Raw genomic sequence first — 15072 nt, forward strand, 5'->3', positions numbered from 1 at the left:
ATTCCAATAGATTAAAGTCGAAGGATCATAGCCGATTTATTGGGTGAATATTAGTTTATTACTCATTTTTATTAGACTAAAGCATGATACTCACAATTTATAAATACTATGCGCCATCACGAATTTGGTTAAGGGTCTTGCTTGGGGTGAGGGCTTGGGGGTCGAGTTTTATATGAATTAAGGCTGGTTTTTTTGCCGCTATTGCTGTGCTTAAAGCTTGAGGAAATTGGTCACTGTTAGTCACTTGGAAGGCATAAGCACCATAGGCTTTTGCTAAGGCACAAAAGTCTGGATTAACCAAGTTAGTCACACTTATGCGATCAGGAAAATGCAGTTCTTGGTGCATGCGAATGGTGCCATACATGCCATTGTCGATAACCAATAGCACAATGGCTGCATTTTCTTGCACGGCAGTACCAAATTCTTGCATGGTCATTTGAAAACAACCATCGCCAGCAAAAGCAATGACTGTTTTATTGGGGAAAGCCATTTTTGCAGCGACAGCAGCGGGTAAGCCATAGCCCATAGAGCCACTGGTGGGCGCCAGTTGGGTGCCATATTCAGAAAACTTCCAAAAGCGGTGAATCCATGTGGCATAGTTGCCTGCGCCGTTGGTTATAATGGCATTTTTAGGCAAGGACGTTGCTAGGTGCGCCATGATGGCTGGCATCTGTACCTCACCAGGATGGGCTTCAGTGGGTAGACTCGACCAGTTCTGGTAGTTTTTGTGGCATCGCGCCAAGTGATCAAAACGTTCTGGCGTCGTTTTTTGAGTGGGGCTCAATTGAGAAAGCCCCTTTGCTAATGCTTTTGGGCTGGCATGGATGGCTAAATCGGCACGGTACACTCGGCCGAGTTCTTCAGCTGAGGCGTGGATATGAATCAGTTGTTGTTGGGTATCATGGACACCCAGTAATTGATAATTTTGTGATGGCACCTCTGAAAAACGCCCACCCATGAGAATGACTAAATCGGCATCGCTAATGGCCGATTTTAAATCAGGATTTATGCCTAAGCCTACATCGCCAGCATAGTTGGGGTGATTATGGTTAAACAACATTTGGCGTCGGAACGAACACGCCACTGGCACCTTAAACCTTTCTACAAAAGCCTCTATGTGAGCCACTGAATCTGCATCCCAGCGACTCCCTCCCATAATAATGATGGGTTTATTCGCTTGCTCGATCAGGTGAGCCAGGTGCTGTAAATCTGCTGAACTAGGGTAAGTTTCTAAAACTTCAAAGGGTTTGATTTTAGTACTGATGGCTGTGCCTGATAAGGTGTCCTCTGGTAAGACGAGTACCACAGGGCCAGGGCGTCCACTGGTGGCTACAGACCAAGCTCTGCTTACCATTTCGATAATGCGATCTGGAGAATCTATTTCGGCTACCCACTTGGCCATGCTCCCCAGATATCGTCCGTAGTCCACTTCTTGAAAAGCTTCTCTATGACGTAACTGACTATTTATTTGGCCAATAAATAAAATCATGGGAGTGGAGTCTTGCTGCGCCACATGGATGCCAGCACTCGCATTAGTTGCCCCAGGTCCTCGTGTGACAAAACAAATACCAGGTGTACCATGAAGCTTGCCCCAGGCTTCTGCCATCATGGCAGCACCACCTTCTTGGCGAGCACTAGTGGCGACAATAGAACTGTCGTGTAAGGCGTCCAGCACCTCTAGATAACTTTCACCTGGCACACAAAAAAGCTGTTTTACACCATGGGCTTCAAGGGCATCTACAATAAGCGCACCACCTGATTTAATCGAAGCTGTCATAATTTTCCTTTGTCTGTGTTGCAGGCGTTTTAGTGCTTTTTAGTAGGCATCTAAGGCTATTTTTTGGCAAGCCTTAACTTACACATATGCGTCTCAAGTCTTCACAAACTTGCTTATGGCCTGCACAGGGTAAATGATAAAGGGCACCTTGTTCAATAATATAGTGGTTGATGGCCTCAACTTCTGTTGGTCTGCCTGCTTGGCAGTCTTGCAACATGGATGATTTATTGAGCGCAGTTTGCTGCAAAATTCGTAATGCAGTTTTCAGTAATCCTTGACCCATTGGGGCGATGCCTAAACGGGCCATGACATCTTGAGTTTCTATACACAACTGCTGCAACCTCGGTCGACCCTGAGGATGATTAATGAGTTCACCATTGGCACATTGATAGATGGCAGTGAGCGCATTAATTACACTGTTAATGGCTAGTTTGTGCCACATTGGCGTACGAATGTCTGTATGCCACGCAATATTTAGCAGCGGTGGTTGGTCTTGTTGGTTTTCATTATTCGGCTTGATGGCAAGCAAGTTGACAATAAAGTTGGGAATTTCAGCAGCCAACAAATGGTCACTAAAACTCCCAATGAAGGTTTCACCCTTACCCGCACGAACCACGTCAAATGGTCCTTTGCGCCAGGCACCATCGGTAGTAGTGGCGCAATAAATATTAGCTTTGGGTAATGCTCGTTGCAACGCTTGGGCATTGCCCATACCATTTTGTAACAAGATAATGTGGGCGTCATCAGCTAAGTGCTGTCGCCATGGCATAATGGCTTCTAAAGTGGCGTAGGATTTACAGCAAACTAAAAGGTGTTTAATTTTAGTATCAAGGCGGTTGCTGGGCACCAAAGCTTCAGCTTTTACAAAGCTTAGGTATTTACCTTCGGTCACCCGTACGCCACCAAGTTTTTGGTATTGAGCCAGTTGAGCCGCGTCTTTTAATAGCAAAGTGACGCGGAATCCGCGGTGGGTCAGGGCGCTGGCCCAAAGGCTGCCAATGGCTCCGACACCACAAATGTGCCAAGGGTAGGATGGAGGACGGGTCATGGGTTACAATATTACTATTAAGAGTTGTACTGTATTTTAACAAAGGAATTTACTAATGCCATCATTTGATGTGGTTTCAGAACTCGACAGCCATGAAGTGTCTAATGCCTTAGATCAAGCTAACCGTGAAGTCATCACACGATATGACTTTAAAGGCACTAATGCACGTTTTGAACAAGGTGAAGATCTGGTCACCATGCATGCTGACGTAGAGTTCCAACTGCAACAGATGTTACCTATATTACATGAAAAGCTCATCAAACGAGGTGTCGACATTCGTTGTTTAGAGGTTAAAGACCCAGAAACCACGAACATGAAAAGCCGTCAGGTAGTTTTGATGCGTACAGGTTTAGATAAAGAACTGGCTAAGAAAGTGGTGAAGTTCTTAAAAGAGAAAAAACTCAAAGTGCAGAGCCAAGTTCAGGGTGAGCAGGTCAGGGTAACTGGCAAAAAACGTGACGATTTGCAAGAAGCGATTGCCAGCTTGCGTGAAGGTGAGTTTGATTTACCACTGCAGTTTAATAACTTCAGAGATTAATAGTGATGTTGAGTGCCCATAACCCAAACCCTGTTGTTAGATTGGAATTATAAATCAATGTCTAAGCCTGTAAAGCTGTTGAGTTTGGTGGTTGTTTGCGCCTGTACCTTGTTGGCGATTAACTTTGGTATGCGCGCATCATTTGGTTTTTTTATGACCCCTATATCCAACGAATTTGGTTATGGGCGTGAGATTTTTGCATTCTCCTTAGCGCTACAAAACCTTTGTTGGGGTTTATTCCAACCTATTTCAGGGGCCATAGCCGATCGTTATGGCGCTGTTAAGTCTATTTATATGGGTTCAATAGCTTATGGCTTAGGTCTTTATGTGACTGCCACAGCGGACAGCTTTTGGGATCTGCATATAGGCGCTGGCATTCTTGTAGGTATGGGAATAGCAGGGACCGGTATGGGCGTGGTGTTGCCTGCTTTAGCTCGCATGGTGAGTGAAGAAAAGCGTGGGCTGGCCTTAGGTTTAGGCACAGCAGCAGCCTCTTTTGGTCAACTACTGGTGATTCCTGTAGCGCAAGAATTTATTGCTGCCTATGGTTGGCAAATTACATTGATGATTTTGGCAGGTGGCTCAATGTGCATGCTGCTATTGTCTGGCCCTTTTCAAAATGATAGCCAACGTGCTGCAGCCTCAAGTTTAGAGCAAGATCAAAGCTTGTCTGAAGCCCTTAAAGAGGCTGGTGGACACGTTCACTATTGGTTACTTATCGCAGGTTTTTTTGTCTGTGGTTTTCAGTTAGCGTTTATCACCGTGCATATGCCAGCTTATTTATCTGACAATGGCTTTGAAGCCAGTGTGGCCGTTGTTAGTTTGTCATTAATTGGTTTGTTTAACATTTTTGGTTGTTTGTTATTTGGCTCATTATCAGGCAAATATTCTAAGAAAAATCTGTTGGGCCTTATCTACCTATTGCGTGCCGTGGCCATTGCAGCCTTTATGATCACCCCTATGAGCACCAACTCTATTTACCTCTTTTCTATTGTCACTGGCTTTTTGTGGCTCGCCACAGTGCCACCTACTTCGGGTATCGTGGCGCAAATGTTTGGTTTAAAACATATGGGTAGCCTTTATGGCATCGTCTTTTTAAACCATCAATTAGGCTCATTTTTAGGGGTCTGGTTAGGTGGTTATTTTTATGACACAACGGGCAATTATGACAATGTTTGGTGGGCTGCTGCCGCCATTGCCTTGGTCACTGCCGCTATTCATATTTTTATTGATGAACGACCTGTAAACCGGCTTAGAATGGCAACAGCCTAGACATCAAGTTGCCCAGGGCAGCAATTAGTTATCCCGCTGGGCCTGTTTTTCTTGGGCTTTAGCCTTGCGCCGCAGAGCAATAGTCTCCGCAGCGTCTGCACCTAAGTGACCTTCGCCACGCTCTTGGGCAAGCTGCATTTGATGCTGGCGTTCTTCAAAACGTTGACGCTGCTCAGGCGTGTGTTTGTCAAAGCAATGTGGGCAACTGATCCCTTCTAGGTATTTATCGCTGCTTTGTTCTTGCTTTGTAATGGGCAAGCGACAGGCATGACATTGGTCGTAATGACCCTTTTCCAGTTGGTGGTTTACTGTCACTCGGTTATCAAAGACAAAGCACTCACCTTGCCACATCGTCTCTGCTTCTGGCACTTCTTCTAGGTATTTTAAAATGCCACCTTGAAGGTGATAGACCTCATCAAAACCTTGTTCTTTTAGGTAGGCGGTGGATTTTTCACAACGGATACCACCGGTACAAAACATGGCCACTTTTTTATTAGTTTTGGGGTCAAGGTTGTTACTCACATAGGTTGGAAATTCACGAAAAGAAGTGGTGTTTGGGTTCAATGCACCCTCAAAGGTGCCCACCTTTACCTCGTAGTCATTGCGTGTATCCACCACTACAACGTCTGGATCTGCAATTAAAGCATTCCAATCTTTGGGCTTAACATAAGTGCCTACCACTTGTTTAGGGTCGATACCCTCCACCCCCATGGTGACGATTTCTTTTTTCAGTTTTACTTTCGTGCGATAGAACGGATTACTGGCTTCAAAAGACTCTTTAATGACCATATTACTAAGGCGTGCATCCTTCTCAAACCAAGCCAATAATACATCAATGCCTTTGTGATGACCGGCTACGGTGCCATTGATGCCTTCAGATGCGAGTAACAAAGTGCCACGAATATTGTTGTACTCCATGACTTTAAGCAGCGGTTGCCGCAGGTCTTGGAACCTTTCTAGGGTGACAAATTTATACAGGGCACAGACAACAATGTGAGACTGACCAGGGGTCATAATAGGTTCCTTAGCGAGCCGAAACGTAAATCCGGAGCTTAGACGACGTTGGCATCATTAGCGCGCAACGTCTGTTATTTTAAAAACAAGCTGTATTTTACTTGATAAATAGCCAAGCATTCAAATATTAATGGGGTGCATTAATTTTGCTTACAGTCTTTCTAGGTTGCACCAGCACTAAGCCTGATAACATGCACCCAAGGGCAAGCCATATGAGGGAACTGTGACTTTCTCCCAATATGATAATGCCCAACAAGACCCCAGATAATGTAACGACATAGGCCACCTGACTGGCGAACACGGCGCCACTCAGACCCACGATCCAAATGTAGCCGGCGTAGGCGATCACATGCAATACACTATTCGCTAAAATACCCCATTCAACAGAGGTCCATGCCTGACTCAGATCTACCCACGAACCCGTTGCTAAAGTTAGGGGCGTGCAAATGACCAGACCAATAATAGACGCGCCATACAAGATATTGAGTGGGTGCATATTAGGAGGTGTTTTAAGGGCAAGGTAATTACCTTCAATCGCATAAAAGAAGGGGGCAATAAGAGCCACCAACATAAATAGGCCGATGCCTTGGCTGCTAAAATCGGCTTCTGGACCAAGAATTAATAGGATCGCCAAGGCACCCAGCAAAATACCCAACATACGCAGGCTATCAAAACGTTCACTTTTAATGACTAAAGCAATTAATAGTGAAAACATAGGCACAGTGGCAATGCCTATGGCTAATAAACCAGCGGGGATATGGGCGGCGACCATATAAGTGAACGTATTTGGGATCACAGTACCTGCCAATGCCACAATGGTATAAAAGCGCAAATGGACCCAACTCATAGGCAAAGAGGTGCCTTGAAAGCGAGCCATAATACTGAGCAACAGAGCCCCAAATGCCAGTTGCCAAAAAATTAAACCCAAAGGTTCATGGCCAGTGGAAACAATGTGTTTAGTAATGATAATGGTACTACCCCAAACACTGCCTAATAGCAGTAACCAAGCTAAGGGTACGAGATTGGTTGGGTTAAGTTTTAGAGGTATTTTATACACGTAAATTTTTCCCTGATTCTTATTCAGTAAGTTTTAAAACCTTTAATGTGTTGCGCTGCCCGTTAGGGTTGCCATTGATAGACTTTCATCGGTACTTTGTGGTTTTTTAACCGTATGCCTTCTTGTTCCAGTTTTTCACACTGGCGCAAAAAGTTTTCTGTGGTCGGTGGAAAGGCGAGTTTACCGCTGGATGTGATGACCCGGTGCCAAGGTAAGCTTGAATCTTGAGGCAAATGTCGTAAACACCAACCGACCCAACGAGCAGCTCCTGTTTGTCCAGCTAGGTTAGCGAGTTGACCATAGCTGGCTACCTTGCCATAGGGGATAGCCGCAATCGTTTGGTACAGCTGCTGGCGCTTTATTACAGGTTGCACCTCATGCTGTTGCTGGTGTAGTTTTGGGTCTTTCATTTTTATAGTTTGGCCGCATATAATTGACACAGTTCATTTAACTAAGACTACATGATTATGCGTTTTCTTTTTGCCCTATTTATTGCTATTCCTATTCTTGAAATGGTGGTGCTGATTCAAGTGGGCCAACAAATTGGAGCTTTGTGGACCATTGTTTTGGTATTGCTCACCGCTTTTATAGGCATCAACCTGCTTCGCTACCAAGGGCTATCCACTTTAAGCCGAGCTACTTGGCGTATGCAATCTGGACAAATTCCGGCTCAAGAAATGCTAGAAGGTATTTTGCTCGCGGTGGGTGGTGCTTTATTGTTAACGCCTGGGTTCGTGACCGACACCGTTGGATTTTTGCTATTAGTGCCCTTGACGCGACAATTTTTTGCTAGCCGTTTGATGGGACGCTTTAAATCTTTTGCCAGTGCTAATGTGACTGGAGGTGGTTTTGGTGCTGGGGGTTTCTCAAAAGGTGGCTTTAATACTGACATTAACAGCGACCAAAGTATCATAGATGGTGAGTTTGAAGTGCCTAAAAAACCCCTATCAGAAGATAAGCTTGAATAAAGTCTATTTATCTAAACTTTATTTTAGTTTTGCTATTGAAAACCACACTTCACCCCATATCTAATGGATCACTATAAACAACAATTCCAGCGTTGCTGGAGACAAATACACTTTAGGAGTGCAAGCATAATGAGCATCCGTCCTTTACACGATCGCGTTGTAATTCGTCGTCAGGAAGAAGAAGCAACAAGTGCTGGTGGCATCGTGCTACCAGGTAGTGCGGCAGAAAAGCCAAACCAAGGCGAAGTTTTGGCAGTAGGCCCAGGTCGTATTACTACCAATGGCGAACAACAAGCAATGAGCGTTAAGGTTGGCGATACTGTATTGTTTGGCCCTTATGCTGGTAACAGCACTGCTAAGATCAACGGTGATGAAGTCCTCATCGTTAGTGAAAGTGAAATTTACGGCGTACTTGAAGCTTAACTTAACCCTATTTTTGATGAAGGAATTTTTGACATGGCAGCTAAAGAAGTAAGATTTGGTGATTCGGCTCGCAGCCGCATGGTTAATGGCGTAAATATTCTAGCCGATGCCGTACGTGTAACTTTGGGACCAAAAGGTCGCAACGTAGTTTTAGATAAGGCCTTTGGCTCACCGACCATCACCAAAGATGGTGTGTCAGTAGCAAAAGAAATTGAATTAGCAGATAAGTTTGAGAACATGGGCGCACAAATGGTGAAGGAAGTTGCTTCCCAAGCCAACGATGTGGCGGGAGACGGCACCACAACAGCGACTGTTTTGGCTCAAGCTATTCTAAACGAAGGCCTTAAAGCAGTTGCTGCAGGCATGAACCCAATGGATCTTAAGCGTGGTATCGATAAGGCCTCTGCGGCTGTTGTGGCACAAATTGAAGCCATGGCGACACCTTGCGCAGATACGAATGCGATCGCTCAAGTAGGCACTATTTCTGCTAACTCTGACGGTACTGTGGGCATGATTATCGCTGAAGCGATGGAAAAAGTGGGCAAGGAAGGCGTCATTACTGTCGAAGAAGGCACGTCTTTGCAGGATGAGCTAGACGTGGTTGAAGGCATGCAGTTTGACCGTGGTTATTTGTCGCCTTACTTTGTAAACAATCAAGACAACATGACGGCTGAATTAGAAACTCCCTTCCTATTATTGGTAGACAAGAAGATTTCTAACATCCGTGACTTACTGCCAATTTTAGAAGCGGTAGCGAAGGCCGGTCGTCCATTGTTAATCGTTGCTGAAGACGTTGAAGGCGAAGCCCTCGCAACTTTGGTAGTCAACAACATGCGTGGCATTGTGAAGGTTTGTGCAGTTAAAGCCCCTGGTTTCGGTGATCGTCGCAAGGCTATGTTGGAAGACATTGCTATCCTGACTGGCGGTACTGTGATTTCTGAAGAAATTGGTTTGTCTCTAGAAACTGCAACCTTAGAACAGTTAGGTCAAGCTAAGCGCGTGACTATGTCTAAAGAAAACACCATCATTATTGACGGTATAGGCGAAGCAGCTTCAATCGAAGGTCGTGTCTCAGCGATTCGTGCGCAAATTGCTGATACTTCTTCAGACTACGATCGCGAGAAGCTCCAAGAGCGAGTGGCTAAGCTTGCTGGTGGCGTTGCTGTGATTAAGGTTGGTGCTGCAACTGAAGTAGAAATGAAAGAGAAGAAAGCCCGCGTTGAAGATGCTTTACACTCAACCCGTGCGGCTGTTGAAGAAGGGGTTGTGCCAGGAGGTGGTGTTGCCCTAATTCGTGCCTTACAGGGTATTCAAGACTTAGAAGGTGCTAACCCAGACCAAACAGTTGGTATTAAAGTTGCTCTCAAGGCAATGGAATCACCCATGCGTCAAATTGCGACTAACTCAGGTGATGAAGCCTCTGTTGTGGTTGACAAGGTTAAGTCTGGCTCTGGTAACTATGGCTACAATGCGAGCACTGGTGACTATGGCGATATGATTGAAATGGGTATCCTTGACCCTGCCAAAGTAACTCGTACAGCACTCCAAGCTGCAGCTTCTGTTGCGGGCATGATGCTAACCACTGAGTGCATGATTGCTGATGCCCCTGCAGATGATGCAGGCGCAGGTGGTGGTATGCCAGACATGGGTGGCATGGGTGGCATGGGTGGTATGGGCGGTATGATGTAAGTACCCCTCAAGCTATCTAAGCTTATTAAAAAACCGGCTCTATAGCCGGTTTTTTATGGGCTAAAATAAGTTACTATAGGGCATCGAGATTTACTCAATCGCATCCTTTCAGGATATTGAAAAAAATGATAGAAATCAATAATCTAGGCAAACAGTATGCCAATGGCTTTGTGGCCCTGGATAACATCACGCTAAATGTTAAAAAAGGCGAAATTCTGGCGCTACTGGGCCCTAATGGAGCGGGTAAGACGACCCTCATATCAACCATTTGTGGCATTGTTAACCCCACTTCGGGCAATGTGACAGTAGGTGGTTTTGACATTATTAAGAATTATCGGCAAACGCGCAGCCTCATTGGCTTAGTGCCTCAAGAACTAACAACCGATGCGTTCGAAACACCCTGGAATAACCTCACTTTTTCACGGGGTTTATTTGGTTTACCAAAAAATCCGCAAATTGTAGAAAGAGTGCTGAAAGATTTGTCTTTATGGGATAAAAAAGATGCCCGTATTATGACCTTATCTGGGGGCATGAAACGCCGCTTATTAATTGCTAAGGCCCTGGTGCATGAACCTCAGGTGTTGTTCTTAGATGAGCCTACAGCAGGCGTAGATGTGGGCTTGCGTCAAGACATGTGGCGCATGGTGGATAAGCTGCGTAACCAAGGCGTGACCATTGTTTTGACCACTCATTACATTGAAGAAGCAGAAGCCATTGCTGACCGCATTGGGGTGATCAGTGGTGGTAAATTATTATTAGTAGAAGACAAACAATCCCTCATGGCGCGCATGGGTCAAAAACAACTCAAAGTTGAACTGATGGAAAGCCTTGATAGCATTCCTGCAGTGCTGTCAGAACAAGGGTTTTTACTGTCTGAAGATCACCTTAGTATTATTTATCATTATGATAAGGACGCACCAGAGGTGGATATTGCTGGCTTATTACAATCAGTTTCTATTGCTGGCTTAGGCGTAAAAGACATTCATACGCAACAAAGTAGTCTAGAAGAAATATTCGTTGATCTAGTGGAGGACGCAGTATGAATTTAAGAGGCATGTGGGCTATCTATACCTTTGAAATGTCCCGTACAAAACGCACAATTACCCAAAGCATTGTGTCCCCCGTATTATCAACAGTGCTTTATTTTGTGGTGTTTGGTGGGGCGATCGGTTCACGCATAGAATCTGTTGACGGCATTAGCTACGGCGCCTTTATTGTGCCTGGTCTGATCATGTTGTCTGTCATGACCCAAAGTCTTTCAAATGCGTCTTTTGGTATCTATTTTCCGCGTTTTTCGGGCACTATTTATGAAGTATTGTCTTCTCCTATGTCATTTTGGGAGGCGACTGCAGGCTACGTGGGCGCAGCTGCGACTAAATCTTTGTTGATTGGTTTAATTACCCTAGCCACAGCAGGATTTTTTGTACCCATTGAAATTGCCCATCCATTCTGGATGTTAGGATTTTTAGTTCTCACGACCATTACCTTTAGCCTGTTTGGTTTTCTTATAGGCATATGGGCTGACGGCTTTGAAAAACTACAATTAATTCCTCTTCTTGTCATTACGCCTATGGTTTTTCTAGGTGGCGCATTTTACTCCATAGATATGTTGCCAAGTGCGTGGCAGAAAGTCACCATGTTCAACCCTGTGGTGTATCTAATCAGTGGTTTTCGTTGGAGTTTTTATGAGATTTCCGATGTGAGAGTAGGGGTAAGCTTAGCTATGATCATGTTATTTATGGGCATCTGCTTAGCATTAATTGCTTGGATATTTAAAACGGGTTACCGGTTAAAGCAATAAACGACCCTCACATCAGCTTAGTTTAAGCGGCTAAACTTATGCGCCTCAGTGTTAAATGAATCTACTAGCGCTGCACAGGTTTCAAATTTGGCGCGCCTTTCAAAGGCCTTGGGGTGGCCTAAACTGATTGCTTTGGTCATCCTTAATAGCTGGCTCAGTTGCTTAAGGGCAAAGTCACAAGGCCAATGGTTGAGTTTAGAAGTTTATTAATTATTGGAGTCACCCACTTTGAATAGCCGCGCAAATAACCGTAAAGCCATTGTCTTTACGCTGGTATCAATGGCTGCGTTTAGTATAGAAGATGCGTTTATTAAACACCTTTCAAGCACTCACTCTATTGCTCAAATCTTAATTGTTATTGGCTTAGCCAGTGCTATTTTTTTTGCCATACTGGCGCTTAAAAATGGCCGCACTATATGGGCCTCTGGGCTATGGACACGTCTGACTTTCACTAGAATGTTGGCTGAAGCTTTTGCTGGTGTGGCCTTTGTGACGTCGTTGTCTTTAGTGCCCCTGTCCACCGTGGCGGCGGTGTTTCAGATTTTGCCATTAACCGTGACTATGGGAGCGGCCTTGTGTCTGGGTGAACGTGTTGGCTGGCGCGGATGGGCGGCTATTTTTATTGGTTTTGTGGGGGTGTTGCTAATTATAAAGCCAGGCTTTGAGGCCTTCAACCCGTCTGTGTTGTTGGTGTTAGTTGCTGTTTTTGGGATCGCTGTTAGAGACTTGGTAACCCGAGTTATTCCTGTTAGCGTAGGATCTTCAATTATTTCTTTTCAAGCTTTTTCATCGGTGGTGGTGGCCGGCCTAGTTTTGTTGCTGGTGAGCCCGCAAGTAATGACCCCCATTACTTTGGAGCAATGGGTTTATTTTGGTTTTACCATTGTGTTTAGTGTTTCGGGTTACTATGCCATTGTGTTGGCGATGCGTTTGGGTGCGGCTTCAATTGTGGCGCCCTTTCGGTATTCACGGTTATTATTTTCCCTTATGATTGGCGTGTTTATTTTTAAGGAACAGCCTGATGTTTTAACACTCATTGGATGTGGAATTATTATAGTGACTGGATTCTACACCTACTTAAGGGAGCAACGAGGGCTTACTAAGCTTGGTAAAAATGCTACTGTGTCATGATAACGCAGGTCTAAATTTCGCCATGTTAGCGTCCATAGAGGGCCTACTCAGGCATTAGTAGTTCATGCCCAACCACCTCATCCATTATGCCGTAGGGCACTTTAAAGGTTTTACCCTCCAGCTTTATTAAGGCGTAATCCTTGCACATTTTAATGACTGTGCAGTTGATAATATGGCCGCGGTTATTAACCCTAACAATGTTGTGATTATGCAGTGATAAAGCCATGCCACTAGGTATCCTTTAAGGTCGCTAATTTAATGGCGATGTCGCTTGGAATGGCACAGCTTTTCAGTGCTTTGTAGTCATAATACACGCCCACTCCTTTGCCCTTAGCGACCAAACGGTTTTGTTTCGTACTCCATAGTTTGTGTTCAAGCTCGACCTTTTTAGGGCCAGTCTGTATGGCTGTGCTAAACACGATTAATGTGTCTGGATATGTCACAGGGGCCAGATAATAGCATTGCACAGAGGCCAATATTGGCACTATATTTTGACTATTTAAATGACTGCTCAAACCTAGTTTTTCAAATAAATCAATGCGGCTATCTTCAATGTAGCGGATGTAAACGGTGTTATTAAGATGTTGAAAGGCATCCATTTCGCCCCATTTAACCTTAATCTCTATACTCACCGGATATTGCTTTTTTAAGGTGGTTAAATCCATAGGAGGTTTGCCTAATTAACTTCAAATCCGTGGGCGTATGGGTCCCGTGGGTCAACAATAATCGTGTTGTACCCTGTCACTTGAGCCCAACCCTGAACGCTGGGCATAATGCCATGGTGGGGGCCAATTTGAATGGTCGATTCAACTCGCCCCACAAATTGGCTACCAATAATGCTTTCGTGAATAAATTCTTCACCTTCTTTGAGTAAACCTTTGGCATGCAGTTGAGCCATTCGTGCGCTGGTGCCAGTGCCACATGGCGATCGATCGATAGCACCGCTGCCATAAAACACTGCGTTGGCGGCACTGGAATCTTGTTGGATGGGTTTTCCAGTCCACATGACATGACTAATGCCATTCACACTTGCATCTTCTGGGTGCACGCAAGTGGCGACTTTATTGATGGCCTCTCTCACTAAGGGGCTGTAGCGCAACACCTGAGCGGCAGAAAACTGTTCCAGTCCTGCAAAGTTGGCTTGGGGTTCAATAATGGCGTAATAATTGCCCCCATAGGCTACATCAATGACGAGTTGGCCCAATTCTGGGCAGTCTATGACCAGACCTTGATGAGCCAAATAGCTCGCCACATTAAAGATACGAACGGCATCAATGCGGCCATTTTTATTTTGCTGGTACTCAATGCGAATGACTCCTGCTGGCACCTCTAAGGTGAGTTGCCCCACAATTTTCGGCGTCCACAAGCCTTCCTGCAATGCTGTGGTCACTGTGCCTATGGTGCCATGTCCACACATGGGCAGACAGCCGCTGGTTTCAATGAATAAAATAGCGCCATCGTGCTGCGGATCATTAGGCGGGTAAAGTATCGATCCCGACATCATTGCATGGCCGCGGGGTTCAAACATTAACGCTGTGCGCACCCAGTCATGGTTGGCTAAGAAATCTTGCCGCTTGGCACTCATGCTGTCGCCCTGGAGTTGGGGGCCACCTTTGGCGACTAAGCGAACAGGATTGCCACAGGTGTGGGCATCAATACAGCTAAATTTATGTATAGTCATAAGGCATAGAAAGTGAGAAGTCCATATTACTGCATGGTACAATAATTGGGCTTAATTAGCCTAATATTGTATGTGTTTGGTTTTAACTGTTATATAGCCTGAGCGCAAAAGGAACTGCTATACATGAAATTACTTGTCGATTTTTTACCGATCGTTATCTTTTTTGTGGTTTATAAAATGACTAATGATTTGATTCTTGCTACGGCGATATTAATCCCTGCAACCATGTTACAAATGGGCTACACCTGGTTAACCACCAAGAAGATAGAAAAAATGCAGCTGGTGACCTTGATAATGGTCGTGGTGTTAGGTGGTCTTACGGTAGCTTTGCAAGATGGGCAGTTTATTAAGTGGAAACCGACCATTGTTAACTGGTTATTTGGATTGGCATTTTTAGGCAGCCAATTTATTGGCAAAAAGCCAGTCGTGCAGCGTTTGATGGAGAAGGGGATACAGTTACCCAGCCGCATTTGGCGGCAGCTTAATTTTGCTTGGTTTGTGTTTTTTGCCGTCATGGGTAGCCTAAACTTATATGTGGCTTTTAATTACAGTGAAGCCACTTGGGTAGATTTCAAACTTTTTGGTATGTTGGGTCTGACCTTTGTATTTATTTTAGCTCAAGGTATTTATATGTCTCGTTTTATGCCTAAAGACAATGAAGTAGAGGATTAAA

16 protein-coding genes are annotated in these 15072 nt (G+C 44.8%); 9 read left to right on the forward strand and 7 right to left on the reverse strand.

All coding sequences use genetic code 11. From position 1 onward, the window contains the following. Positions 1–106: 106 nt before the first annotated feature. Together ABXT59_RS04550 and ABXT59_RS04555 are read right to left on the reverse strand one after the other, a co-directional pair. The gene (locus ABXT59_RS04550) at positions 107–1777 is read right to left on the reverse strand and encodes a thiamine pyrophosphate-binding protein (RefSeq protein ID WP_443638019.1); all 1671 of its coding nucleotides are present in this window, start codon (positions 1775–1777) and stop codon (positions 107–109) included. 73 nt (positions 1778–1850) lie between these two features. Beyond that, on the reverse strand, positions 1851–2825 hold the full coding sequence (locus ABXT59_RS04555) for a ketopantoate reductase family protein (protein WP_443638020.1): 975 nt from the start codon (positions 2823–2825) through the stop codon (positions 1851–1853). Positions 2826–2880: 55 nt separating this feature from the next. Here ABXT59_RS04555 and ABXT59_RS04560 point away from each other — a divergent pair, with 55 nt between their 5' ends. Both ABXT59_RS04560 and ABXT59_RS04565 read left to right on the forward strand, forming a co-directional pair. Beyond that, positions 2881–3363, forward strand: a complete 483-nt coding sequence (locus ABXT59_RS04560) for a YajQ family cyclic di-GMP-binding protein (RefSeq protein ID WP_443638021.1) — start codon at positions 2881–2883, stop codon at positions 3361–3363. A gap of 57 nt (positions 3364–3420) precedes the next feature. Next, the gene (locus ABXT59_RS04565) at positions 3421–4635 is read left to right on the forward strand and encodes an MFS transporter (protein ID WP_443638022.1); all 1215 of its coding nucleotides are present in this window, start codon (positions 3421–3423) and stop codon (positions 4633–4635) included. 24 nt (positions 4636–4659) lie between these two features. Here ABXT59_RS04565 and trhO read toward each other — a convergent pair whose 3' ends face one another. The 3 genes from trhO to ABXT59_RS04580 form a co-directional block, all read right to left on the reverse strand. Further along, entirely contained in the window at positions 4660–5649 is a 990-nt protein-coding gene (gene trhO, locus ABXT59_RS04570; RefSeq protein ID WP_443638023.1) for an oxygen-dependent tRNA uridine(34) hydroxylase TrhO, read from the reverse strand. A gap of 127 nt (positions 5650–5776) precedes the next feature. Next, the gene (locus ABXT59_RS04575; protein WP_443638024.1) at positions 5777–6706 is read right to left on the reverse strand and encodes a DMT family transporter; all 930 of its coding nucleotides are present in this window, start codon (positions 6704–6706) and stop codon (positions 5777–5779) included. Between the two features lie 62 nt (positions 6707–6768). Beyond that, positions 6769–7116: an MGMT family protein gene (locus ABXT59_RS04580; RefSeq protein ID WP_443638025.1), complete on the reverse strand. Its 348-nt coding sequence runs from the start codon at positions 7114–7116 to the stop codon at positions 6769–6771. 57 nt (positions 7117–7173) lie between these two features. Here ABXT59_RS04580 and ABXT59_RS04585 point away from each other — a divergent pair, with 57 nt between their 5' ends. The 6 genes from ABXT59_RS04585 (at position 7174) to ABXT59_RS04610 (ending at position 12718) form a co-directional block, all read left to right on the forward strand. Further along, complete coding sequence (locus ABXT59_RS04585) at positions 7174–7674, forward strand: FxsA family protein (protein WP_443638026.1); 501 nt, start codon at positions 7174–7176, stop codon at positions 7672–7674. Positions 7675–7803: 129 nt separating this feature from the next. Next, positions 7804–8097 carry a co-chaperone GroES gene (locus ABXT59_RS04590; RefSeq protein WP_443638027.1) on the forward strand — a complete coding sequence of 98 codons (294 nt, stop codon included), beginning with the start codon at positions 7804–7806 and terminating at the stop codon, positions 8095–8097. Between the two features lie 33 nt (positions 8098–8130). Then, entirely contained in the window at positions 8131–9786 is a 1656-nt protein-coding gene (groL, locus tag ABXT59_RS04595) for a chaperonin GroEL (RefSeq protein WP_443638028.1), read from the forward strand. Between the two features lie 125 nt (positions 9787–9911). Beyond that, on the forward strand, positions 9912–10829 hold the full coding sequence (locus ABXT59_RS04600) for an ABC transporter ATP-binding protein (protein WP_443638029.1): 918 nt from the start codon (positions 9912–9914) through the stop codon (positions 10827–10829). Further along, positions 10826–11587: an ABC transporter permease gene (locus ABXT59_RS04605; protein WP_443638030.1), complete on the forward strand. Its 762-nt coding sequence runs from the start codon at positions 10826–10828 to the stop codon at positions 11585–11587. Before ABXT59_RS04600 ends, ABXT59_RS04605 begins: the two co-directional genes overlap by 4 nt. A gap of 228 nt (positions 11588–11815) precedes the next feature. Beyond that, entirely contained in the window at positions 11816–12718 is a 903-nt protein-coding gene (locus ABXT59_RS04610) for a DMT family transporter (protein ID WP_443638031.1), read from the forward strand. Between the two features lie 230 nt (positions 12719–12948). Here the strand turns inward: ABXT59_RS04610 and ABXT59_RS04615 are convergent, their stop codons facing one another. Continuing rightward, complete coding sequence (locus tag ABXT59_RS04615) at positions 12949–13383, reverse strand: acyl-CoA thioesterase (protein WP_443638032.1); 435 nt, start codon at positions 13381–13383, stop codon at positions 12949–12951. Positions 13384–13394: 11 nt separating this feature from the next. Continuing rightward, complete coding sequence (locus ABXT59_RS04620; protein WP_443638033.1) at positions 13395–14399, reverse strand: 4-hydroxyproline epimerase; 1005 nt, start codon at positions 14397–14399, stop codon at positions 13395–13397. Positions 14400–14522: 123 nt separating this feature from the next. Between ABXT59_RS04620 and ABXT59_RS04625 the strand changes: the two genes are divergently transcribed. Further along, entirely contained in the window at positions 14523–15071 is a 549-nt protein-coding gene (locus ABXT59_RS04625) for a septation protein A (protein ID WP_443638034.1), read from the forward strand. Position 15072: the final 1 nt, after the last annotated feature.

The sequence above is a fragment of the Candidatus Njordibacter sp. Uisw_058 genome, assembly GCF_047730065.1.
In the GTDB taxonomy this organism is placed as follows: Bacteria; Pseudomonadota; Gammaproteobacteria; order Pseudomonadales; family Balneatricaceae; genus Njordibacter.